Here is a 24,335-nt window from a genome sequence, read left to right on the forward strand (position 1 = left end):
GGAGCGCTGCGTCCGCTTCGCGGCCGCCCTCGTTTCGTGTCAGCGATCCCTGGCCGGATTTCTGACAGACGGCGCTGGGCTATACCCGCGCCGTCTCCTCGAGCTCCTTGCCGCGCGTCTCCGGGAGGAGCCACAGGATGAGCGCGAGCGCGACCAGCGGGAAGAGCGCCGTCGCGGACACCGCCGGTCCCCAGCCGATCTGCTCCGCGGCGAAGCCGACGGCGATCGGAGAGAGCATGTAGCCGATCCGGCCGAGCAGGTTGTTCGACCAGGCGATCGCGTCGCTCCGGAGGTGCGTGGGGAAGAGCTCGGTCATGTAGGCGTTCAGCACGGGGAGCACCCCGCTCGCGCCGAAGATGGCGAAGACCAGCGCGGCCGTGAGCCCGCCCCGCGAGCCCAGCGAGTAAGCGCCGAGCACGCCGGCCGCCGCCAGCACATAGATGATCACAGCGCCCTTGCGGCGGCCCACCACGTCGATCAGCTTGCCCGAGGCGAAGATGAGCGGCATCGAGACGAGCGCGGCGAACGTGATGCTGCCGCCCACCTCGCCGTCGCTGAGCCCGCGCTCCCGGAGCGCGAACGTCTTCCAGAACGTCACCGCGTTCTGGGTGCAAACGTACGTGAGCCCCCAGATCAAGGCGAGCTGCAGCATCCGCCCGCGGTACGGCGTGCGCAGGATGCGCGTGAACGACGGCGTCCCCTCCCCCGCCCGCTCGGCCGCGGCCTGCTCGAACCGCGCCGTCTCGCGCAGGCCGCGCCGCGCGACCGCGATGAGCACGAGCGGGATGCCGCCGACGAGGTACACGCTGCGCCACCCGTACGGCGTCGCGAGGAGCAGCGGCACGACGCCTGCGCACACGATGGATCCCAGGCTCGAGAACGCCTGGATGACGCCGATCACCATCCCGCGCCGATCGCTCGGGTACTCCTCGGCCGCATACACCATGCTGACCGCCCACTCCCCGAGGAGGAAGATGCGCGCGAGGAGCTGCAAGATGGCAAAGACATAGACGTTCGGCGCGAACGCCGTCAGCACGGAGAAGATCGTGTACCCCGCGATGGTGACCGAGAGCACCCGCCGCCGCCCCCACTGGTCGGCCTTGCGCACGAGGAGATACGCGATCATCGTGCCCGAGTTGATGACCCCGACGAGGAGCCCCTCGTGGCGGGGCAAGAGGCCCATCTGCGCGCCGAAGTTGGGCAATATCTGCGTGAGCGCCAGGAAGTCGTAGCCCTCGAAGAACGAGGCCACGCTCAGGAACCAGAACAGCCGCCGCTGGTACGGCGTGAACGGCGTCTTCTGGTGCGGGGCAGCTGTCGTCATATCACCTGTTCCTTCCGAGCGGGCGCTCGTAGACGCGATAACGCCGGTAAGGCGCGCCCTCGGCCGACGCCGAGCTCGAAACCCGGCAGCCGGATACGGTGGTTCGCCGGAGGCAGGCCGGCGCTCGCGGGCGTGGCGGCGGCTGGGTGCGTGTCGCGCGGGGCGGTCACATGACGTCTCCTGGCCAGCTCCCTAGCGCAGACGGGCCGCCGCGGGAACAGCGGCCGCAGGGAGCGCCCGCCAGCGCGGAATCTGCGCCGATGCGCACGCCTTGCGGCCGAGCGCGCCGGCCCGCCGCGGCGTCCCGCGGTCGCCCTGCGCGCCGAGTCGGCTCGTCCCCGCCGCCGGGCCGTCGGATCGCCGCTCCGGCCGAGACGTAGCGGCACCTGCCTTGCAAAGCGGCGGTCGATGATCGAGGATCGATGAACCGGTCCGGCGATAGATGACCCACGAGCAAGATCCCATGACGGAAGCGCAACGGCGAGATGAACCGCCGGCGCCGCCGGCGCGCGAGCGAGCGCGCCGCGGGCGCGGCTCCACAGGAGCCTTGCTCCTCGCGCTCTGCGTCGCGCTCGGCGTGGCCGCCGGGCTCGGCGGGTACACCTTCGTTTATGCGAAGGGCGCCTCGTACCTGGGGAGCGATCCGTCGGCGTGCGCCAACTGCCACATCATGAACGAGCAGTTCGCCGGGTGGCAGCGCTCCAGCCACCGGGCCGTGGCAGGGTGCAACGACTGTCACGCGCCGCACACGTTCCTGGGGAAATATGCCACGAAGGCGTCGAACGGGTTCTGGCACTCGTTCGCCTTCACCTCGGGCCGCTTCCCGGACCCGATCCGGATCAAGCCCAGCAATCTACGCATCACGGAGGAGGCCTGTCGCGGGTGCCACGGCGACGTCGTGGACGCGATCGACAGCGAGCACCACGGCGCCGCGGGGCTCTCGTGCGTGCGCTGCCATGAATCGGTGGGCCACCTGCACTGAGGGGCGCCCGCTGCACGAGGGATGGAATCGATGACGGAGCCGAAGGACGAACGATCCACGCAGGAGAGCGCGCGCACCGGGAGGCCGCCGGCGCGCTGGCGCTACCTGCCGCTCGCGGCGCTCGCCGCGGCGGCGGCGACCGCCGGGATCGCCGCGCTGCTGGTGAACATCTTCGAGCACAAGCAGGAGGCGAAGAGCCCGTTCTATCGCGTCGTCGAGCTTGACGATACGATAGACGACCCGGCCGTCTGGGGGAGGAACTTCCCCCTCCAGTACGACGGCTACCGGCGAACGGTCGACCAGAAGCGCACGCGCTTCGGCGGGAGCGAGGCGGTGCCGCGCACGCCGACGGAGGCCGATCCGCGCAGCGTGGTCGCGCAATCGAAGCTCGAGGAGGACGGCCGGCTGAAGACGATGTGGGCCGGCTACGCCTTCGCGCGCGACTTCCGGGAGGAGCGCGGGCACGCTCACATGCTCGAGGATCAGGTGTACACCGAGCGGCAGATCGCGGCGAAGCAGCCGGGCACCTGCATTCACTGCCATGCGTCCGTGTATGTGCCGTACAAGAAGCTCGGCGGCGGCGACCTGATGCGCGGGTGGGAGGCGATGAACCAGATGCCCTTCCCCGAGGCGCGCAAGCTGGTGACGCACCCCGTCTCGTGCATCGATTGCCACGACCCCGAGTCGATGCAGCTCCGGGTGACGCGGCCCGGGTTCATCGAGGGGATCCGCGCGCTCAAGGCGTCGATGGGCCAGGCCGATTACGACGTCAACACGATGGCCACGCGCCAGGAGATGCGCTCGTACGTCTGCGGCCAGTGCCACGTGGAGTATTACTTCAAGGGCCCGGAGAAGCGCCTCGTGTACCCGTGGGCGAAGGGCCTCAAGGTCGACGAGATCTACGCCTACTACGAGGAGAACGGCCACTCGGACTGGACGCACGCGGAGTCGGGCGCGAAGGTGCTGAAGGCGCAGCACCCGGAGTTCGAGATGTGGAATCAGGGCGTCCACGCGCGCTCCGGCGTGGCCTGCGCCGACTGCCACATGCCCTACCAGCGGGTCGGCGCGACGAAGATCAGCGATCACCACGTGCAGAGCCCGCTCCTCAACGTGAACCGCGCGTGCCAGACGTGCCACAAGTGGCCCGAGGACGAGCTCCGGCAGCGCGTCGAGACGATCCAGTCGCGCCATTTCGAGGCGCGAAACCGGGCGATGGACGCCGTGACCGCGCTCATCAGCGACATCCGCCGCGCGAAGGAGGCCGGGATGGCCGAGGAGGCGCTCGCGGGCCCGCGCGCGGCGCAGCGGAAATGTCAGTTCTTCGTCGACTTCGCCGAGGCGGAGAACTCGTCCGGCTTCCACGCGCCGCAGGAGGCGATGCGCATCCTCGCGTCCGCCATCGATATCTGCCGCCGAGGGCAGCTCTCGCTGCGCGACGGAACCCCGCCCGAAGAGTGACCGAACCAACGCGAACGCTCACGCGGACTGACGAGCTGGACCATGACTCCAGAGCTCCGGTGAAGCGTGAGTGTGTCCCTCATCGCATTTGACGCGATTCGGCCCAAAGCTCGACGCATCGCGAGATAGTGCTTGGATAATTCGTTTGAGATCCGTACGGTGTCGCCGAAAGGGGAAGACGCCATGACAGTTTGCCGCAATCGTTCGAGCGCCGTCGCCGCGCTGTGTGCCGCCTTTGCGCTCGTCTCGACGTCGTGCGCGTCCGGCGATCCGGGCGCGCCGGCGGCCGGAGTGATCCACGTCTCGCACGTGGGCAAGGATACGGTCAGCACGTTCCTGAACCGGCTCGCGACGGAGACTGGCCAGGTCGTCGTGACCCGCGCCAGCGTCGATGACGCCTGGCAGAGCGTCGCTCTGAAAGAAGAGCCCGGGGCCTCGCTCCACCTCGTGGAGGGGCCGCTGCCCAGCGCGGCGCTCCCGGGCGAGCGCGCGCGCGTCGGCGGGATCGCCGCCGTCGCCGTCCCGACGGGCCGCGACCCCCATGACTGGCTCGGCTCGCACCGCCTTCACGCGGAGCCGATCGGGGCGCACGAGGTGGTCCTGTCGCGCGCTCCGGGAGGGCTGGGGACCCGCGCTCCGGCCGGGGCGCGCGCGCGGCTCGACGGCGACGCTGCCGAGGTCCCCGAGCTCCACATCGACGCCGCGTTCCTCGAGGCGCGGCTCAAGGAGCTCTCCGGCGCGGCGCCCGTGACCGTCGGCGGCCGCTCGGCGGTCATCCGCGAGCGCGGCTCCAAGGACGGACGCGCGCTCGCCCGCGCCTGGATGCGCCAGCAATACGAGGCGATCGGGTTCACCGTCGAGGAGCACGCTTATCAAAGCGGCTGGAGCCAGGGCGTCAACCTGACGGCGGACAGGCCCGGCGCCGACCCGTCGCGCGTCCTCATCCTCTCGGCGCACTACGACACCATGAGCAACGCGGGCGCCGACGACGACGGCTCAGGCATCGTGTCGTCGCTCGCCATCGCCCACGCGCTGAAGGACGCGAAGCTGAGCATCGGGCTCCGCGTCGTCGCCTTCGATCAAGAGGAGGACGGCCTCCTCGGCTCGCGGGCCTACGCGAGCAAGCTCTACCGGAGCGGGCAGATGGATCAGGTGGTCGGCGTCCTGGATCTGGAGATGACAGGCTACGACTCCAACGACGACGGGCACTATCACGTCATCCACTGCAACGAGAACACGTCGTCCGATCTGGCCGCGCTTGTCGAGGAGGCCGCGTCGCACGGCGAGCTCGGCCTGACCCGGGTGGACGCCTGCACGAACCGCAGCGATCACGCGGCGTTCTGGCGCTACGGGGCGCCGGCCGTGGCCATCTCGCAGGACTTCTTCGGTGATGACGGCAACCCCTGTTACCACCAGCGCTGCGACCGGGTCGATCGGCTCAACTGGGACTACATGCGGCGGCTGACCGAGGCCGCCGGGCGCGCGGCGGCCAGGCTCCTGATGAAGTAGCTCGAGCGATCCCGGCGCGCCTGAGGCGCTACTCTGCCCGCCTCGCCTTGGTCTTCTTTTCTGGCCTGGTCAGCTCGCTGATGGCGGCGGCCAGCGACTGGAAGATCGAGATGTCGTGCAGCTCGATCCCGAGGCCGACCATGCCCTGCGCCATCCTGGGCCCGACGCCGACGAGGCTCACGCGCGCGCCGAGCAGCCGGGTCGCCTGCGCCGTCTGCACCAGCGCCGCCGCGATCGCCTCGTCGACATACGGCACGCCGGTGACGTCGAGCAGCACCCACCGGGCCCCCTCTCGCGCGACGCCGGAGAGCGCGGCCTCCATGATCTGCTGCGCCCTCGCGGCGTCGATCGCGCCTATCAGCGAGATGAGCAGCACCCCGGGCAGCAGCGGGATGACGGGACAGCCGAGCTCCCGCACCGTGCTCGCCAGCGCGCGCTCGCGCTCGTAAGCGGCGGCCAGCATGTCGCGCTCCGCGTGCAGCGTGGCCTCCATGTCGTGGTGCTCGAACGCGGCGATCAGGAGCGACACCCACATGGCCAGCGGATGGAGGTTGTTTACGAAGCTCTCCAGGTGCAGCCCTCCCAGCACCAGAGTCCCCCAGTCGCGCGTCGCGCTCACGAGCGGGATCAGCAGGAGATAGCCGCCCGGCTCGTCCGGCAAGGCAGCCGCGCGCAGGGCGGGCGGCGGAAAGTCGCCGGCCGGGTACCTGTGCCCCACGAGGGCGGTCAAGTCCGTATCGTACGGGTACACGGAGTGGACGAGGAACTCCGGCTCGGCCTTGTCCGACGCATCCGCCCAGAGCGCGATGCACCCGACGCCGACGGAGGTCTGCGCCAGCCACTCCAGGCGTTCCTGGGTCCATGCGTGCTTCGAGGCGAGGAGCCTGCTCATGTGCACCTTGGCGCGGACCAGCCGCTCGAGGCTCTTCACGTTCCGCCTGTCCCACGCTGCGAGGGCCCGCTGCTGCGCGAGCCGCACGCGGTCGAGGAACGTCTCCAGCCGGCGGGCGGCCTCCGGCTCCGGCGCGCCGGCGAGGCGCCGCGCGGCGGTCTGCTCGACGAGCTTCACCACCGCGAGCAGGACCTCGATCTTGTCATTTTGCGCGACCCCGGCGGCGAAAGCGCGCTGGAGCGTCCCCACGTCCAGCGGCTCCTCCCCGGCGAGCGCCGCGCCGAGGCCCTGCGCGATCACCTCCGCCTCGGGCCAGTCGAGGGGCGCGTCGTCGGACGGCGAGCGCCCAGACCCGTCCAGGAGGAGGCTCATCTGCCGGGACAGCGCGCGCTGCCAGCCGTCCTCCGGCGCCTCGATCGCTGGCGCGACCGGCGCGGCGTTCCACGCGGCGCGGCCGCTCCCGCACGAGCGACGCACCACCAGCTTGGCCGGGCCGCGGGTCACGAGCTCACGAGGGGGGAGGCCGTCGAGCAAATCGATGAGCCGCTCGACGGCCGTGCTCCCGAGGAGCGCCGGGTCCTGCCGAACCGTGGTGAGCGGCGGATCGCAGTGCTGGGCGGCGTTGATGTCGTCGAACCCCACCACGGCGATGTCCTCGGGCACGCGGTGGCCGTGCGCCCGGATCGCGTTGATGGCGCCAATCGCCATCTCGTCGTTGCCCGCCACGAGCGCGGTACAGAACTTGCCGTTGCGCGCGAGCAGCTCGTGGAAGCGCTGCTCGGTATACAAGATCGTACACTCGTGAAACTCGGAGAGCAGGTTGAGGTCCGCCTCGAGCCCGCGCGCGCGCATCGCCTGTTCGAATGCCCGGCTCCGCTCGTGGAAATCGTCCGATCCCGTCATGCCGATGTAAGCGATCCGACGATGTCCGAGCTGGATGAGGTGATCGACGAGCACGTGAATCGAATCGTGGTTCTCCGCGCGGACGACCGGGCAGCGCGTCCCGAGCGGGGGCGCGCAGAAGATGACACCCGGCTTCCCGTCGGCGAGCAGATCCTCCAGGCCGTCGATGTTGTACATCGCGATCCAGCCGGCCACCTGGCGAAGCGCCACGCCGCGCTCGAAGACGTGCCGAGGCGTCGCGTAGATGAGGAGTAGCTCGTAGCCCCGGGCTCGCGCGGCGCGGTGCATGCCTCGAAAGGCCGCGGCGTTGAAGGCATTGTCGAGGAAGATCGACGCGACGCCGATCACCTTCGATGTGCGCTGATCGACAGGCCCCGTCTTCATCCCGGTCGCGCTCGCCCCCTGATCCCCAGACGAGCCTACCACCGTCCTCGATGAAACGACTCAAGAACTTCCGCGCGTCGACCGGCCGCCGCACGATCCTGCGTGATGCGATGGGTGCGCGCATGTAAACAATCCTGAGCGGCCGCTTCCGCCGAGGTTCACGCGCGGCGCCGGCTGCGCAGGGCGGCCGCGCGAGCACCTTTCTCAGGGCGGCAGACCGCGGGCGCGGTCACTTGCCTTGAGTGCGCCCGACAGGGAGCGCCGGGCCGACGCAGCCGCAGCCGCACGCGTCGGAGAAGAGCTCCTCTCCCGGCGCGCAGATGAAGTCGACGAGGTGGCAGTACTCCGGATCGTGAGAGACGTAGCGGACGGCCGGATCCGCGGCGTCAGGGCAGGCCTCCGGCGCGGGGCCGACGCAGCCACAGCCGCACTCGCTGGAGAAGAGCTTCTCGGGCGGTGAGCAATCGAAGTCGATGAGGGCGCACTCGTTCGGATCGTGAGAGACGTAACGGACGCCTGGATCACCCGGGTCCGGGCACACGGGGGGAGGCGGCTCCTCGTCGATGCAGCCGCAGCCGCACCCGGGCTCGGTCATCAGCCGCTGTCCCTCCGCGCAGACGAAGTCGATGAGCGCGCACTCGTCCGGATCCTGAGAGACGTAGTGGACGCCCGGATCGCTCGGATCCGGGCACGCCCCGCCGCCGCCGCCCGTGGGAGGGTCACAGCCGAGCAGTCCGACGATCGAAGAGGCCGCAAGAAGCAACAAGGCACAGGCTCGCATGTTGGTCTCCGTATCTTTCTCGTGTGGGTTGGGAGATGCACCTCCCCCTCGAGGCCCGTCCCGAGCCTCCCGGAGGAGCGGAGAGATGGAATCGACTCAGGGAGCGCCGGGCACGAAGAGCGTCACCGCCCGCCGGAAGACCTCCGGTGAAGACACCTCGATCAGCGCCACTTCCTCGCGCGCGGCGGCGCCGGTCGGCCGGTACACAACGCGGAGCTCTCCGGCGCTACCCGCCTCGAGGACGACGGGAGCCGCCGTTCCCTCGAGGCTGTACTCGGGCGCCGGGGCGCGCAGCGCGATCCTGTCGATCGCGAGCGGCGCGCCGCAGGCGTGCGCGAGCGCGACGGCGCTGCTGGACGTCGCGCCGGCGGCCGCCTCGGGCAGGGCGAGCTCCCGCTCGACCTCGAAGCAGCCTGCGAGCGGGCGAGGCGACGGCGCGAGGGCGCCGGCGGCGGCGATGAGGTCCACCGGCTCGGAGCGCAGCGCGCCGCGCCGCGCCTGGAGGCGCAGCTCGTTCCCCCGGACGCCGTCGACGTCGAGCGCGAAGCTGCCGTCGCCCGCGACCGGCGCGACGACCGGGGGCGCGGTCCCATCGAGGTTCACCGCCCAGACCACGTCGGCGTCGGTCACGCTCCCGGGCGCGCCGGTGAGCTCCAGCGGGGCGCCGTCGCACTCGTCGCACACCGCGCCGACGACGTCGCCGGCGAGCGCCGGCGGCCGCTCGAAGGGCGGCTCCGGGATGGGGTTCACCCCGCACCCGGCGGCGCAAGCGACGAGAAGGACGGCAAGCCAGCGCATCACGCCGCCCCTCTGTTCAAGAGTCGCGCCAATGCGATCCGCGGTGTTCCGCGGAGATCGCGGCCCCATTTTGTACCATTCTGTACCATATTGTACCGATGGTACACCGCGGCATTGCGCCAGGGGCCGTGGTCGATGGCCGTTACGAGGTCGTGCGCGCGCTCGGGCGCGGCGGGCTCGCCTCGGTCTACGAGGCGCGCGACCGGCTCTTCGATCGCGACGTCGCGATGAAATCGCTGAGCTTCGGCTCCGCGGGCGCGCTGGAGGCGTTCCGGCGGGAGTTCTCGCTGCTCTCGGCCTGCGCTCACCCGCGCCTCCCGCGCGCGTACGACTTCGCCCGGACGACGTCCGGCGGCGCGCCGGGCCAGCCGCTCACGTACGCCACGACGGAGCTCATCCGGGGCCGGACGCTGGCCGAGCACGCGCGGGGGCGGGCCTTCCGCGCGGCCCTGCCCGTCCTGCTCGACGCGCTCGACGCGCTCGGGTGGCTCCACGGCGCCGGCATCGTCCACGGCGACTTCAAGCCCGAGAACGTCCTCGTGCGGGACGACGGCGCGGGCGTGCTCATCGACCTCAGCGCGGCGCGGCGGATGCGCGCGGGCGCGGGGGACCTCTCGGGGACGGCGCGGTTCTTCGCGCCAGAGCTCCTCCGGGGGGCCCCGCCGAGCGCGCGCTCCGATCTCTTCGCGGTGGGGCGGACGCTCGAGGCCCTGTTCCCGCTGCTCTCCGGGGCGCCGCCCGCCGCCGTTCGCCGCCTCGCCGAGCGGCTCACCGCCGAGGATCCGGCGAGCCGCCCCTCCGGGGTCGAGGAGGTCCTCGAGGCCCTCTCCGCCGGCGGCCTGCCGCGGCGCGCGCCCGCCGTCGTGAGCGAGCCGGGCGAGATCGTGGGCCGGGAGCGCGAGGTCGAGGCGTTCGGCGCGGCGCTCGAGGCGCTGCTCCGCGGCGAGCGCGGGCCGCGCGCGGTGATCGTCACGGGCGAGGAAGGCGCGGGCAAATCGCGGCTCTTCCGCGAGCTCAAGTGGCGCGCGCAGCTCCGCGCGCAGGTCGTCGAGGGCGCGCCCCGCGGCGACGATCCGCTGCGCGCGCTGCTGGTCCGGGCGCTCGGCGGCGCGCCGCTCCCGGCCGGCGTCGACGCGCTGCTCGGGGCCCGCGGCGAGCTCGCGGGGGCGCGAGGGCGCGAGGGCGAGGCGGGGCGCGCCCCGCGGGATCCGCGCGATCTGCGGGATCCGTGCGGATCGCCCGCGCCGCGCCGGCCGCGCGTGCTCGCGATCGACGACGCCCACAGGCTGGGCGCGCACGACAGGGCGCTGCTCGAGGCGCTCGTGCGATCGACCGAGCCGACCGACGCGGTCCTCTGGCTGATCGCCTCCGCGGAGCGGCTCGGCGTGGGCAACGGCGCGGTCGTCGAGCTCCCGCTGGGCCCGCTCGGCGAGGACGCGGTCCGGGTCTGGACCGCGCCCCTCGCCACGGCGGCGCGCACGTCGGACCTCCTGCGCGCGAGCGGCGGCCGGCCGCGCGCGCTCAAGGAGCTCTGCGCCGCGCTGGCGCAGCGCAGCCTGAGCGAGGCGGAGCTCGACAGGTTCGTCCACACGACGGGCACCCCGGAGCTCTGGCGACGGCGCGTGGCGGCGCTCGACCGCGGCGAGGCGCGCGCCCTCGCGGCGCTCGCGGTCGCGGATCCGCTCGGGCCCGAGGACGCCGCCGCGCTCGGCGTGGGGCGCGCGACGCTCGACGCGCTCGAGGCCGCGGGGCTCGCGCGGCTCGACGGCGAGGGGTTCCGCCTCGGCCAGCCCGGGCAAGCGAGGGCGCTCCTGCCCTGGCTCGACGCGGGCGTCGTGCGCGAGGTCGCGGCCGCGATGGCGGCCCAGCTCGCCGGCGCCGACGAGGCGGCCTTCGCGCCGGCGGTCCGCAGCCAGCGCGCGGCGGACCGGGCGAGGGCGCTCGTGCTCGCGGGCGACCACGAGGCGGCGCGGCGGGCGCTCGCCGCGTCCGGGCCGATGCTCGAGTGGGCGCCGCGCGCCTGGGTGCGCGCGGCGGACGCCGCCTGCGAGGTCCTGCCGGCGCCGCGGACGCTCGTGGCCGCGGCGTCCGCGATCGAGGCGGCCGGCGACCCGCGGCGCGCGCTCTCGCTGCTCGCGCGGGCGAGGCGCGCGCGGCCGCCCGCCGACGCCGGCGCGGAGCTCTCGTACCGGGCGGCGCGCTGCTACGAGAAGCTCGGCAAGGTCGAGCGGGCGCTCTGGCAGCTCGGGCGCGCGCGGGCCCTCTCGCCCGGGCCCTGGGGCGGGCGGCTCGCGGGCCTCTCCGCGCGCTGCCTGCTGCGCCTCGGCCGCTACGACGAGGCCCGGCGCGAAGCGGAGGGGGCGCTCGCGGCGCTCGGATCACGCGAGGTCGAGGGCGCGCCCGCGCGCGGAGAGGCGCGCGAGGACGAGGGCGCGCCCGCGCGCGGCGAGGCGCGCGAGGCCGCCGCGGAGCTCGCCGAGACGCTGGGCCTCGCGCTCGGGTACCTGAGCGACCAGGCCGGGGCGCTCCAGAGCCTGGCGCGCGCCGTCGCGCTGCGGCCGGCGTCGGGCTCGCCCCGCGCCCGCGCCCGCACGCTCAGCTACCACGCGCTCCACGCCTACCGCGCCGGCGACGCGGCCCTGGCGGCGCGCGGGTTCCAGGAGGCGCTCGACCTGGCCGAGGCGGAGGGCCTCGGCGATCTGCTCGCGACGGCCGCGCTCAACCTGGGGACGGCGAGGCACCAGCTCGGCGACTGGGGCGCGGCGCTGCGCTGCTACGAGCGCGGGCTCCGGGCGGCGGTCGCCTTCGCCAAGGAGCGGACCGAGGCGACCCTGCGCTTCAACCTCGCCAAGATCCACGCGGACGTCGGCCTGCTCGAGCGCGCCGAGCTCGCCGTCGCGCGGATGCGAGCGCCCGAGGGCCCGAGGGCCCCCGAGGAGATCGCCGTGGCGGCGCTCGGGCTCGCGGCGGAGATCGCCGCCGCGCGCGGCGCGCTCGGCGAGGCGGCGCGGCTGCTCGAGGAGGCCCGCGCCGGCCACGCGGCGCGCGGGTCGAAGCGCGAGGCGTGCGAGGCGGTGATCCACGCCGCGGAGGTCGCGCTCGCGGCGCGGGACAGGGCCGCGGCGGGCGCGCGGCTGGCCGAGGCCGCGGCGCTGCTCCGGGAGGCGGACGCGGCGGATCTCGCGCTGCGCCACGCGACGGCGGGCGCGGAGCTCGCGCTGGCCCGCGGCGACACGGGCGCGGCCCTCGCGGAGGTGCAGCGCGGCGCGGGCCTCGTGGCGAGGGTCTCGCAGCTCGAGCTCCACGCGAAGCACGAGGAGGTGTCCGCCGAGGTGCTCCGCCTCCGGTCGGCGACGGCGCTGGCGGAGCGGCACCGCACGGCCGCGCTCGAGTGCTGGGAGCGCATCGGGAGCACGCTCCCCGCCGAGCTCGCCGAGGTCTTCTGGCGGCACCCCCGGCGGGCCGCGCTCCGCGGCGGGCCCGCGCCGCCGGGGGCCCGGATGGAGCTCGTGCTCAAGCTGCTCGAGGTGAACCGGCGCCTGAGCTCGACGCTCGACGCGGAGGAGGTGCTCCGCCTCGCCATGGACGCGGCCATCGAGCTGACCGGCGCCGAGCGGGGGTTCGTGATCCTCGCATCGCCGTCGCCGTCGCCGGAACCGGGAGGCCACGCGAAGGGCAGGCTCGAGGTCGCGGTCGCGCGGAACCTCGATCGCGAGCGCGTCGGCAAGAGCCAGCTCAAGTTCAGCCACGGGATCGCGAAGCGGGTGGTCGAGCGCGGGGAGGCGGTGCTCACCGTCGACGCGCTGGCCGACGAGCGGTTCCACGGGAACGCGTCCGTGCACGGCCTGCGGCTCCGGTCGATCGTGTGCGTGCCGATCCGCGCGCACGGCGCGGTGCTCGGCGCCGTCTACCTCGACAACCGGTTCCAGCGCGGCAAGTTCGCGGAGGGCGACGCGGATCTGCTCGGCGCGTTCGCGGACCAGATCGCGGTCGCGCTGCACAACGGCCGGCTGATGGCCGAGCTCCGGGACCGCACGCGGGCGCTCGAGGAGGAGCAGCGGCGGGTCGCGGAGCTCATGCGCTCGCAGGCCGACGAGATCGAGCGGCTCTCGCACGCGCTCGAGCGGACCCGGGCGGACGCGCGCCGCGACTTCCCGGAGATCGCCGGGAGGAGCGCGCCGATGCGCGCGGTGCTCGCGCTCTGCGAGCGCGTCGCGGAGAGCGACGTGACCGTGACGGTGACCGGCGAGAGCGGCACGGGCAAGGAGCTCGCCGCGCGCGCGATCCACGCGGGCGGGCCCCGGCGGGACGGGCCGTTCGTGGCGGTCAACTGCGCCGCGCTGCCCGAGGCGCTGCTCGAGTCGGAGCTCTTCGGCCACGTGAAGGGCGCGTTCACCGGCGCGGTCCGCGATCACGGCGGCCTGTTCCTGTCGGCGCGGGGCGGGACGCTGTTCCTCGACGAGCTCGGGGAGGTGCCGCTCGGCGTGCAGGCGAAGCTGCTCCGCGCGCTCCAGGAGCGATCGATCCGGCCGGTGGGGTCGGACCGGAGCGTCTCGGTGGCCGACGTGCGGGTCGTCTGCGCGACGAACCGGGATCTGCGGGAGGAGGTCGCCCGGGGGCGCTTTCGCGAGGATCTCTACTACCGGGTCAGCGTCATCGAGATCCGCTTGCCGCCGCTGCGCGACCGGCCGGACGACATCCCGGCGATCGCGCAGGCGATCGTCGAGAAGCTCGCGGCGCGCCAGGGCCGCCCGGCGTTCCGGCTGTCCCGGGGCGCGCTCCGGCGGCTCTCGTCGTACGGCTGGCCCGGCAACGTGAGGCAGCTGGAGAACGTGCTCTCGCGCGCGTGCGTGCTCTCGCCGGGCCCGGAGATCGGCGCGGCCGACATCCAGCTGCCGGCGGCGGCGCCCGCGCCGCGGGGCCGGTCGCGCGCCGAGCACCAGGGCGCCGAGGAGGAGCGGATCCGCGCCGCGCTCGAGCTCTCCCGCTGGAACGTGAGCGAGGTGTCGAGGAGCCTCGGGATCCCGAGGATGACGCTCTACCGGAAGCTCGCCCGCTACGGGCTCTTGCGGAAGGAGTGAGGGTCAGGCCAGCGTGAGCAGGGCGCCCGCGACCAGCCGCCCCACGCCGAGCGAGGGGGCTAATCCCACACGCGCACCACCATGAGCCCCAGGCTCGACCGCTTCCCCGCGGCCACGATACGGCCGTCGCGCTGGACGGTGACGGCGTAGAGGTAGTTCTGGTCCGGATGGTCGTCGAGCACCACGGCGCCCGAGGCGCCGAACCCGGCGTCCCTGGAGCCGTCCGGCAGGAGCCGGAGGATCGAGGCCGTGATGCCCGAGGCCACGGTGCCCCCCGCGACCGCGGCGAGGATCTTGCCGTCGGCCTGGAGGGCGACACCGTAGCCCCGCACATAGGGCTTCTCTTCGCCGCTCGCGTTCACCATGCCAGTCCCGCCGAACGTCGTGTCCGCCGAGCCGTCCGCGTTGAGGCGCGCAAAGGCATAGTGGTTCACGCCGTCGAGCGCGTATCCGACGAGGATCGGCTTGCCGTCGCTCCCGAGGACGAGGTCGTTATCGTTGTAGGGCGTCTGCGAGAGATAGGCGATGCCGCCCGTTCCGAAGCCGGGATCGAGCGCCCCGTCGCGATCGAGCCGCACCGCAAGGAACGTGGGGCCCGCGTCCCGCTCGGTTCCTCCGGCGACGATCTGCCCGCCCTCTCCGAGCGCGACCGAGTGCAGCGGGCGGTTCTCGAACGAGACGACGCCCGAGCCGCCGAAGTCGCGATCGACATCGCCCATGGAAGAGAACCGCACGACGATGCCGCGGTTGCCCGGCTTCCCGACGCCGGCGGCGATGATCCAGCCGTCGCTCTGGACGGCGGCGTCGAAGCCCTCCGAGCCGCTGATCAGCGCAGGCTCGAGCCTCGCGACCCCGCTGGCGCCAAAGGCCTGATCGATCCCGCCGCTCGCGTTGAACCGGACCACCGCGAGCTGGTCGTTCCGCGTCCCCACGGCCAGGATGCGCCCGTCCGGCTGGAGGGCCAGCGACTTGACCGTTCCCTCCTGGCCGACGACGAGGCCCGCTGTGCCGAACTCCGGATCGAGCACGCCGCTCGGCAGGAAGCGAGCAAGACCCCAGGTCGCTCCGTCGACGCCGGCGACGAGGATCTTGCCGTCTTCCTGGACGACGATGGCGCGCGCCTCGTGGGGCGTTCCGCTGGTCGCGATTCCATCGCCATCAAACGACTGATCGAGCGTCCCCGGCGGATCGGCGACGAGCAGCGAGACCGGCAGCACCCGATCCTCCAGCCCGGGCGCGCTGGCCACGAGCGAGGGTGCGGCGCCGCCGACCGCCGCGAACGGCTCCGCGGTCAGCGTGAGCACGCCGGTAACCTCGCCGCCCGGGACCACGACCGGGCTCGCCGTGACGCCGCTCGGCAGCCCCGACAGCGAGAGCTCGACGTCGCCCGCGAAGTCGTCCGAGCGGGTGACGGCGACGGTGAGCGACGTCGAGCCGCCGCGCACCACGCGCGCCGCCGCCGGGTCGAGCGCGATCGAGAAGCCCGCCTGCGGCGCCCCGCCGCCACTGCCGTGTGCGGAAAGGTCGCCGCCTCCGCCGCCCCCTCCGCCCGACGCGGCGCCGCCGCCGACCCCAGCGCCGCCGTCACCGCCGGCCCCGTCGCGCGAGACGTCGTGAATGCCGAGGATGTTCTGGCAGCCGAGCGCGAGACAGGCCGCGGCCGCCCCGGCGAGGAAGGCCACGCGCGCGAGCCGGGCGCCGCGGGCTGGCCGGGGCAGCGCGCTCCTCTGCGCGAGCGGCGCGAGCGGGAGGATCATGCCGGCAGGCTACCACGTCGGCCCCCCGCCGGACGCAGCGCCACGACGGCGCCCGGGGTCACGCGCTCGGAGACGAGGCGCTCTCCACCTGCTGCGCGAGCTCATTCCACTCGGGGTACCCGAACCGGTATGGCTCGACAGAAAGGCCCTTCAGGAACCGGAGAACCGACCGCGCCACGACGTCCACCTCGTGACACGGCGCCATCGGGTGAGAGCGCCATGCATGGAACCGCTCGACCACCTCCCGAGGCTCGAACGGAAGACAGCGCGAGCTCGGGCTCGGATCGGGATCCGGATAGGAGGTCAGCACCTCGATCTCCTGCCGCAGGAGGTCGAGCGCCCCGCGAGGATCGGCCTGCTGCAGGAGGCGCGCGTACTCCCGGTACGGCGTGTGGTGCGACGGGCTCAGCCGCAGGGCCTCCTCGTAGTAGAACCGCGCCCGATCCGGATTGCCCAGCCGATCGCGGTACAGGTTCCCGAGCCTGCCGTACGCCTCGACCGTCCCCGGATAGAACCGCTTCACGTCGTAGTAATCCGGGTGGGAGGAGTACGAGTTCCTCGGGGAGAAATCGGGCTCGAGCTCGGCGAAGCGCGCGTAGTGCCGCGCGGCCTGCTCATGAGCGCCCCGGCGCTCGTGGAGCTCTCCCAGGTAGAAATGATTGACCGTGTAGAGGCGCGGGTCGTGGTACGCCCGCGACACGTTGTCCAGATACCGCTCCTTCAGAGGCGCGCGCGGCATGACCTGAGCCGCTCCGCCCCGCCCCCTCGTCATGAGCGTCTCCGCCAGGTGGAAGGAGCGGAGGAGATGGCGCTCCGCCTCGTCCGACTCGTGATAATGCCACAGGAACTGGCTGCTGATGATGTAGGCCCCCAGCGGGTGGATGCCGTCCTCGTCCATGAACGGATCCGCGTGTCGATAGGGGGCCTCGGACTGGAACGACGGCGCGATCTCGTCCCACCAGCGCTCGAGCTGGCGAAGCGCCGCGAGCGCGCGCTCCAGCGACATGTTCAGGCTCCGCTCGGAGTACCAAGGGTGGATATCGTACGGCATGCGCAGGAAGTCGACGGCCTGCTCGAGCGACGTGAGCTCCTCGCTGGACAGCGCTCGCCGCCTGGTCACGTCGTACTCGACGCGAGCGAGGCCCGGGTGCGCCCACCGGATCTGCTCCTCTTCCTCCTCCCGGAGCTCGGTCTGCAGAAGGTCGAGCACGGTATCGATGTTCTCCCGGTTCGGCTCGTCGTCCTCCGCCTCGCGGGCGGCCTGCAGGACGGGGATGAACCGGGCCCAGCAAGCTCTGGTGTCGTGGACGCACCAGGCCGCATGGAACCTGACCAGCGGAGACGGAGACCGCAGCGCGCGCTCGTAGAGCGACGCGATCCGGTCGTCGAGCGCGGCTTCACGGCGCGACGCCTCCGCGAGGAACACGAGCGGCTCCGCCGTGCGGGCCAGCTCGCGGTCAGCCAGGTCGATCAGCGCATCGCGGGTGTACTGCGAGAGCGCCTCCCTGCCGAGCGGCGTGACCGCATCCCGAGCCATGAACCAGGGATTCAATCACAATGGACACGGCAGACACAGGCGTTTCCTTGGTCCGCCATGCCCGGGCGTCCGCCAACCCCGGAGGGTCCACGCGCCACGAGCGCCAGGCACAACTGTACATCCGTTCAATGATCTGCTAGCCGATCGGCATGCGCTCCCGCAAGGCCGCCGCCGCCGTCGTCGTCGAAGAGCTGCCGCCCGCCGAGGAACCCATCGACGCGATCCCGCCCGACGACACCGCGGCGGACGAGCCGAGCTCCGCCGTCCGGGAGCCGCTCGCGCTCGATCTCATCTGCATCGACTGCGGCAGCAGCGGCCGCGGTCATGACGGCTGCGCGCACCGCGAGCGCGCCCGCTTCCACGCGCCGCCGCGGGCAGCGCTGGAGCTCGTCGCGCGCCTGCGCCGTGCCGCCGCCGAGCACCGCGCCGCCGCCCGCGCCCTCCGCGCCCTGGTCACCGCCGAGCACGCGCGCGGTCGCGCCGAGATCGAGCGGGCGGATCCGGTCGAACCGCCGCAGCCCGAGGCCGCGCCGGACCCCCCCTCGCCGCCCCGGCTCGAGATCGCGGCGCCGGAGCCGCCCGCGCCGCCCGCCGTTTGCCCGCGCTGCGCCGAGCAGACCGAGGGCGAGCCGGCGGAGTCCGGGGCGCCGCCGCGCCGGCCGAAGCGCAAGGGGCGGGTGGCCCTCGAGCAGCAGGCGTTTCTCTTTTCGAGCGATTCCGAGCAACGCTCGCCGCACGGGACCTGAGCCGCGACCCAATCGCTGCCGAAGGAATCGGAGACCCGGGATCGGCGTTAGGCTGCGCCGATGTCCCCGAGCCCATCCAGAGCTCCTCGCTTGCGCGCCGGAGGCGGCGCTCTGGCCGCCGCGCTGCTCTGGCAGCTCGCCTGCACGGCAGGATCTCCACCCGGAACTCTGCCCGTGAGCGGAGCGCGCCGGTCACCCGCGCCGGCTCGGCAGGAAGACGCGACACCACCGCGCCCGCTGCCCGCGGAGGGCCAGAGGACGCCGGCGCCCCCGCCAGGGCCAGCCCCGGGCGAAGCGCCGCTTCCACCCGATGTCGTGGCCGCGATGCAGGCGCTCGCCGCGCTCGACACCAGCGCGGAAGGCATCGGGCTGAGCGCGCCCCCCGCGGGAGCTCCCGCGCTGCTCCGCGCCTTGAAGGCCGAGCTCCGAGGCGTCGTCGGGCGCGCGCTCGACGCGGTCAAGGGCGCGCCCGACGACGCACGCGCGCACGCGATGGCGGAGCTCGGGCGGCTCGGCGTCCGCCCCGCCGGCGAGGAACGGCGGTGGGGCAGCCTCCTCGACCTCCGCGTCGAGCAGCCCGCGGCGCACCCCGAGCTCCGGGTCGCGCTCCTGACGCTCGCGGTCCCGTGCGGCGAGGACTCGTCTCTCTACGTCTTCGAGCGGGGCCAGGCGGGCTTTCGCCTCGCGCTCGCCCACGAGAGCGATCCGTCGGAGCGGACGTCGGAGGGAAACCGGCTGTCGTACGGCTTCCTCACGGGCCAACCGAAGGGGCGCTGGGCGCTGGCCGTCTCGAGCGCGGAGTCGTCCTGCGTCTCGCTCTGGAGGACGCTGACCACGAGGGTGCTGCTGGAGGGAACAGACCCGCTGCACCCGCGCGCGGCCTTCGCGAACAGCCTCCGATTCCACATGCCGGCCGGCTACACCCTCGCTGCGTCGGCCAGCGGCTTCACGCTGCGCTGGACAGGCGACCCGACTTTCCTCCCATGGTACCCGCGCTGGGACGCCCTCGCCGCGCGCTACACGGTGGAAGGCGACAGCGTGCGTCGAGCGCCGCCCCTCGCGCCTGACGCGGAGTCGTTCGTGTACGCCTGGCTCGGGCTCGAGTGGACAGAGGCCGAGCGCTGGCTCTGCTCAGCGGCATCGCCGCCCGCGGGCGAGCGCTGGCACCGGGAGCTGCGCGCAGCGCTGCCAGGGCTCGCGTCGACACCGCAGCTCGGCGCGTGCGAGGGCCCCGACGGGGAGGATCCCACGAAGTGCGAGGACGTGGAGCTGTGGCTGGCGCGCCCGGGCTCCGCCCGGTCCACCGCGACCACCCACGTCCTCCTGGCGAAGCAGGGCGCGGACCGCTGCGTCGAGCGCGTGTTCTCGAGGGGGAAGCCATGAGAGGTCCGGGCAGCGGCTCGGTCGAGAGCAGGATGCTCGCCGCGGCGATCGCGCGGCCGGCGTGGCGGCGCCTGCGCGGACTGGCCCTCTCTTGCGCGGCCTGCCTGTCGCTCGCGCTCACGGCGTGCGCGGCACCCGCGCCCGAGGCGAGAGGACCTCTGGCACCTCGGCCGGCAGCGCGGCCAGCGACGCACGGCCCCCGCCACAGCCCTCCCGGCGGACGACGCCACGGACCTCGCGAGAGAGGCGCTCGCCCCGTTCTTCGCCGCCCCGAGAGCGAGCGCGGCCGACGGTCAGGACACGTGGCTGACGCCGCGGGTGAGCGTGGAGAAGCTGCCGGCGGAGTGCTGGGAGCTGGCGCCGGAGCAGGACGCAGCCGGGCTGGCGATCGTCGCGCTGCACCGGCGCGAGCGCGGCCCCGTCCAGTGCGCTCCGTTCAGCGCGCGCCTCGCGCCGTTCGCCACGTTCGCCGTCGACAGGCGCGCTGGCACCGTGCGCTGGTGGGACGAAGCTACGCCCCGGCCGATGCGCGAGTTCTTCGCCGCGCGCGAGGAGTTTCTGAGAGCAGCCGTCTCGGCGCTGGAGAAGCGCTTCATCGACGACGCCATCGCCTGGGGAGGCACGACCGCGCTGCACGTCGAGGGCGAGACGGCCATGCACCTCCACGTGTCCGTGCTCTCGCCCGACGGCCGCAAGCGGCTCGCGCGCTTCCGCGTCGACAGGCGCACGCGCGAGCTCTCGTGGGACGACAACGGCGAGCTCCGCGGCTACGAGGCGTTCAAGGCGAGCTGGTACCGGGACCATCACCCGGCGGTCACCGCGCTCGGCCAGCTGCTCGAATGGAAATGGTCCGGGGTCGATTCGCTCACGCTGGAGGCATCCCACGGCCACGCCTTCGATCTCGTCGCCCGGGCCGGGGGGACGTGCTCACCGGCGAGCCGCATCTGCGCCACGGAGCGATTCCGCGTCGATATGCGGCGCGGCGCGGCGATGTGGCACGACGGCAAGGCCTACGTGCCCATCGAGCGATTTCTTCAGGACCTGGAGCGGAAGGGGCAAAGGGCCGTCCTCCTGGCCAGGGCCTGGGCGCTCAAGCAACGAGGGCCCGCCGGCGCCTCCTGCATCGCCTTCCGGCCCGAGAGCGTCGACAGGGCGAGCGCGCACGTCCGGATGCACCTCGCCCCGCCGTGCAACACCTCCCCGATGCTGATGACGCTCGCGTGGTACTTCGTGGACCTGCGCACAGGCAAGGTGTGCTCTTCCGAGGACGACACGTGCGGTTCGAAGTCCGGGCAGGGGAGACCATGACATGGGCCAGCGGGGCGCGGGCCCCATGAGGTCGCCCGCCGCGGCGCGCGACAATCGGAGCTGACAAGCACCGCCGTCCATCCGATACTCGCGCCGCTTGCCGCACAGCACGGCCATCAGCAGGCGACCGGGCGCCGGACGTGGGGACGCGGGAACGCGGGAGCTCGAGACGACGAGCGCTCGCTCCCGCCGCGAGCGCGCCGCAGAGCGGCATGGCCACACAGGTGTCGCGTGCTACCAGGTTTCGTTTGTAATCGCGTCACGACGGAACGCGGGCGCTGAGGACCACCGAGGATGCTGCCACCATGTCGCTCGATAGAGCCATCGGCATCATGTGCCCCGACATCTGGGGCAGCTATGTTTGCGAGCTTCTCGGCGGTATCCAGCCGGCCGCCGCGCGCGCCGGATATCGGGTGATCGCCATCAGGGCGTCCCCGCGAGACGTCCACAGGCTGCGGCTCGCGCGAGACCAGGTCGACGGGTGGATCGCGCTCATCGACGCGGCGGAACTCGAGCCCTTCCTCGACGACGGCCGGCCCGTCGTGACCCTCAGCGCGCGCGCAAACGACGACGCGCGCTGTCCCTACATCCTGCCCGACAACCACGGTGGCGCCCTCTCGGCCGTACGCCACCTGCTCGACCACGGCCACGAGCGGATCGTCTTCGCGGGCCACATGGCGCACGAGGACATCCGGCAGCGCTTCCAGGCCTACCGGGACGCGCTCGAGGAGCGCGGCATCTCGTTCGACCCCGAGCTCGTCTTCGATCTTCCGAACAACGAGCGGGCGAGCGGCCGGCTCGCCGTGCGGCGCCTGCTGGAGGAGGGCGTCACCTGCACCGCGATGTTCATGTCGGCCGACAAGGAGGCGCTCGGGGTCCTCGACGCGTTCGCCGAGGCAGGCATCCGCGTCCCCGAGGACATCGCGCTCGTCGGGTTCGACGACATCGAGGCGGCCCGGTACGCCTCGCCGCCGCTGACGACGGTCCGCCAGCGGTTCGACCGGCTCGGCGGGACGGCCGCCGAGCTGCTCATCGACCTCCTCGCCGGGCGGGAGCTCCCCTGCGCGGGGCACATCGCGCCGACGACCCTGGTCCTGCGCCGCTCCTGCGGCTGCTCACCCGCCCCGGCGCAACGCGACGCGCCCCCGTCGTCCCGCAGCGCCGCGGCGAGCTCCCGCGTGCCCGCGTCGGCCCGCAGCGCCGCTGCGCAGGCCGGCGCGCTCGCGCGGGAGCTCGCGGCGCTCGCGAGCGCCGCGACGGCCCTCGATCCGAGCTCGCCGCCGGAAGAGGCCTGGCCCGGCGCGACGGAGGTGGTCCTCGGGCTCGAGGCGGCCGTCTGGGGCAGGCCCGGCCCCGCTGCCGCGGCGCTGGAGCGGGCCTGGCGAGAGGCCGCGGAGCAGATGCCCGACATCGACCAGCTCCTCGAGATGGTCGACCGGCTGGAGCGGGCCGGCCAGGCGATGCTCCGCGGCGCGGCGGACGCCGGTGCCGAGCGGCGCGTGGCGACGTACATCCGGGGGGCCCGGCGCGCCATGATGGAGGGCCGGGTCGCGATCGAGGCGGCCCGCGCCGACTACCTGAACGGCCTGCTCGACATCAACCTCGTCATCCGGGAGACGCTCCTCGCGGACGTGGGCAGCGGCGGGAGCAAGCTGAGCTGGCTCTCCGCGGTGCAGATGAGCTGGGGCTGCCTCGCCGTGTGGGAGGCGCCCGGGGCCACGGGTCCCCTGCTGCGGGTCGTCGAGAGCTGCTCCCCCGGAGCGGCGGCCGCCATGCCGGAAGCGGGCGCGCGCGTCGCGGCCGAGGCGTTCCCGCGCGGCGACTGGCTGCCTGCCGCCGCCCAGCGGAGCGACCACGTCCTCCGGCTCATCCCGCTCCGCAGCGAGGGCGAGGATCGCGGCATCCTCGCCGTCTGCGCCCCGGTGAGCAGCCCGCTCGGGCTGGATCACCGGGACATGGAGATGTGGGTGGCGATGCTCACCGCGGCGCTCGAGCGCGCGTCGCTGATCGAGTCGCTGATCGAGCAGGAGCAGCAGGCGCGCGCCGCCTACGAGCGCGAGCGCGCCCTCGCGGACGACGTGCGCCGGCTCGGGTGCCCGGTCATCCCGCTCGACCAGGGCGTGCTGCTCGTGCCGCTCGTCGGCGCCATCGACCCGGAGCGCGCGCGCCACGTGCTCGAGGTGGTGCTCGAGGAGCTCAGCCAGAAGGAAGCCGAGGTGCTGCTGATGGATATCACCGGCGTGCCCTTCGCCGACATGCAGGTCGCGGCGTCGCTGATGAAGACGACCCGCGCCGCCCTCCTGCTCGGCGCCGAGGTCATCGTCGTGGGGATGCGGCCGCAGGTCGCGCAGGGGTTCATCCGCCTCGGCATCGACCTCCAGGGGATGACGCTCCACCAGACCCTCGGCAGCGCGCTCTCGGCGCTGCGCCGCAGGCGGCAGCCGCTCGACGCGCCGCCGGGCCCCCGGGCCTGAGCCCCCGGCGCGCGCCGCGCCTCGGCGCCGCTATTCCGCTGCGTCCGGCCTCGCCGCCGCGGCCCCGCGGGCACGGCGGCCGCGCTTGCCTTCCCCGGGTTCCCCCGGCGCGCCGCGCGCCGCGCGCGGCTTGCCCTTGCTGACGCCGACCCGCCGCACGAACGACAGGAACCGCCGGAGCGCGGGGGAGGCGTCGTCGGCGCGCCACGCGACGAGCAGATCGGTCGACGGCGCCCCCACGATCGGCCGCAGCGCGAGCCCCTTGCGACCGACATTCTTGATGGATTCCGGCAAGATAGAGACGCCGAAGCCCGCCGCCACCAGGCTCAGGATGTCGAGGTGCAGCGCCTCCTGCGCGATGCGCGGGGAGAAGCCCGCGGCGCGGCAGAGCCCCATCACCAGGTCGAAGAAGGCCGACCCGCGCTGGCGCGGGAACACGACGAACGGCTCGCGCGACAGGAGCTCGAGCGGGATGCGCTTCCGCGCCGCGAGCGGGTGATCGGCCGGCAGGGCGACCAGGAGCGGCTCGCGCCGGACGCACTCGGACGCGAGCCGGGCGTCGTGGAGCGGCGCCCTCACGAAGCCGACGTCGATGCGCCCGTCCTTGAGCGCCTCGATCTGCTCCTGCGGCGGCATCTCGCGGAGCGCGAGCTCCACCGCGGGCAGCTCCCCGCGAAAGGAGCGGACCAGCTCGGTGATGCCGCTGTAGGCGAGCGACGACAGGTACCCGACCACGAGGCGCCCGGTCTCGCCCACGCTCGCGCGCCGGGCCTCGTGCACCGCGAGCTCGAGCGCGTCGAAGACCCGCCGGACATGGGCGAGGAGCACCGCGCCCGCGGGCGTCAGCTCGACGCGCCGCCGCGAGCGATCGAAGAGCGAGAACCCGAGCTCGGACTCGAGATCCTGGATCTGCCGGCTCAGCGGCGGCTGGGCGATGCCGAGCCGCTGCGCCGCGCGGCCGAAGTGCCGCTCCTCGGCGACGGCCGTGAAGTACCGGAGGTGGCGTAGATCCATACCT

The 24,335-nt window shown here is 73.4% G+C and carries 15 protein-coding genes; 8 read left to right on the top strand and 7 right to left on the bottom strand.

What is annotated here, in order from left to right:
* Positions 1-79: 79 nt before the first annotated feature.
* Positions 80-1,324: an MFS transporter gene (locus ACSRUE_RS41215; protein WP_441288329.1), complete on the bottom strand. Its 1,245-nt coding sequence runs from the start codon at positions 1,322-1,324 to the stop codon at positions 80-82.
* Positions 1,325-1,787: 463 nt separating this feature from the next.
* Between ACSRUE_RS41215 and nrfH the strand changes: the two genes are divergently transcribed.
* The 3 genes from nrfH to ACSRUE_RS41230 all read left to right on the top strand — a co-directional run bounded on the left by nrfH (position 1,788) and on the right by ACSRUE_RS41230 (position 5,273).
* Positions 1,788-2,306 carry a cytochrome c nitrite reductase small subunit gene (nrfH, locus tag ACSRUE_RS41220; protein ID WP_441288330.1) on the top strand — a complete coding sequence of 173 codons (519 nt, stop codon included), beginning with the start codon at positions 1,788-1,790 and terminating at the stop codon, positions 2,304-2,306.
* 30 nt (positions 2,307-2,336) lie between these two features.
* Positions 2,337-3,764, top strand: a complete 1,428-nt coding sequence (locus tag ACSRUE_RS41225; protein WP_441288331.1) for an ammonia-forming cytochrome c nitrite reductase subunit c552 — start codon at positions 2,337-2,339, stop codon at positions 3,762-3,764.
* A gap of 183 nt (positions 3,765-3,947) precedes the next feature.
* Complete coding sequence (locus ACSRUE_RS41230; RefSeq protein ID WP_441288332.1) at positions 3,948-5,273, top strand: M28 family metallopeptidase; 1,326 nt, start codon at positions 3,948-3,950, stop codon at positions 5,271-5,273.
* A 28-nt stretch (positions 5,274-5,301) separates the two neighbouring features.
* Here ACSRUE_RS41230 and ACSRUE_RS41235 read toward each other — a convergent pair whose 3' ends face one another.
* The 3 genes from ACSRUE_RS41235 to ACSRUE_RS41245 form a co-directional block, all read right to left on the bottom strand.
* Positions 5,302-7,452 carry a substrate-binding domain-containing protein gene (locus ACSRUE_RS41235; protein ID WP_441288333.1) on the bottom strand — a complete coding sequence of 717 codons (2,151 nt, stop codon included), beginning with the start codon at positions 7,450-7,452 and terminating at the stop codon, positions 5,302-5,304.
* A 229-nt stretch (positions 7,453-7,681) separates the two neighbouring features.
* On the bottom strand, positions 7,682-8,218 hold the full coding sequence (locus tag ACSRUE_RS41240) for a hypothetical protein (protein WP_441288334.1): 537 nt from the start codon (positions 8,216-8,218) through the stop codon (positions 7,682-7,684).
* A 111-nt stretch (positions 8,219-8,329) separates the two neighbouring features.
* Positions 8,330-9,031, bottom strand: a complete 702-nt coding sequence (locus ACSRUE_RS41245; protein WP_441288335.1) for a hypothetical protein — start codon at positions 9,029-9,031, stop codon at positions 8,330-8,332.
* Between the two features lie 98 nt (positions 9,032-9,129).
* Between ACSRUE_RS41245 and ACSRUE_RS41250 the strand changes: the two genes are divergently transcribed.
* On the top strand, positions 9,130-14,112 hold the full coding sequence (locus ACSRUE_RS41250) for a sigma 54-interacting transcriptional regulator (protein WP_441288336.1): 4,983 nt from the start codon (positions 9,130-9,132) through the stop codon (positions 14,110-14,112).
* Positions 14,113-14,171: 59 nt separating this feature from the next.
* Here the strand turns inward: ACSRUE_RS41250 and ACSRUE_RS41255 are convergent, their stop codons facing one another.
* Positions 14,172-15,869: a hypothetical protein gene (locus tag ACSRUE_RS41255; RefSeq protein ID WP_441288337.1), complete on the bottom strand. Its 1,698-nt coding sequence runs from the start codon at positions 15,867-15,869 to the stop codon at positions 14,172-14,174.
* 58 nt (positions 15,870-15,927) lie between these two features.
* On the bottom strand, positions 15,928-17,406 hold the full coding sequence (locus tag ACSRUE_RS41260; RefSeq protein ID WP_441288338.1) for a hypothetical protein: 1,479 nt from the start codon (positions 17,404-17,406) through the stop codon (positions 15,928-15,930).
* 149 nt (positions 17,407-17,555) lie between these two features.
* Between ACSRUE_RS41260 and ACSRUE_RS41265 the strand changes: the two genes are divergently transcribed.
* The 4 genes from ACSRUE_RS41265 (at position 17,556) to ACSRUE_RS41280 (ending at position 23,317) form a co-directional block, all read left to right on the top strand.
* Positions 17,556-18,152 carry a hypothetical protein gene (locus ACSRUE_RS41265; protein WP_441288339.1) on the top strand — a complete coding sequence of 199 codons (597 nt, stop codon included), beginning with the start codon at positions 17,556-17,558 and terminating at the stop codon, positions 18,150-18,152.
* Between the two features lie 324 nt (positions 18,153-18,476).
* Positions 18,477-19,535, top strand: coding sequence for a hypothetical protein (locus ACSRUE_RS41270; RefSeq protein WP_441288340.1), 1,059 nt, complete (start codon positions 18,477-18,479; stop codon positions 19,533-19,535).
* A 318-nt stretch (positions 19,536-19,853) separates the two neighbouring features.
* Positions 19,854-20,843 (top strand): hypothetical protein, encoded by a 990-nt coding sequence (locus tag ACSRUE_RS41275; protein ID WP_441288341.1) that lies wholly within the window; start codon positions 19,854-19,856, stop codon positions 20,841-20,843.
* A 305-nt stretch (positions 20,844-21,148) separates the two neighbouring features.
* Entirely contained in the window at positions 21,149-23,317 is a 2,169-nt protein-coding gene (locus tag ACSRUE_RS41280; protein WP_441288342.1) for a substrate-binding domain-containing protein, read from the top strand.
* 30 nt (positions 23,318-23,347) lie between these two features.
* Here ACSRUE_RS41280 and ACSRUE_RS41285 read toward each other — a convergent pair whose 3' ends face one another.
* A complete protein-coding gene (locus ACSRUE_RS41285) occupies positions 23,348-24,331 on the bottom strand; it encodes a LysR substrate-binding domain-containing protein (RefSeq protein ID WP_441288343.1) in 984 nt (327 codons plus the stop codon).
* Between the last annotated feature and the right edge of the window lie 4 nt (positions 24,332-24,335).

Origin of the sequence: Sorangium sp. KYC3313 (assembly GCF_052075895.1) — a bacterium.
GTDB classification, from domain to species: Bacteria; Myxococcota_A; Polyangia; order Polyangiales; family Polyangiaceae; genus Sorangium; species Sorangium cellulosum_B.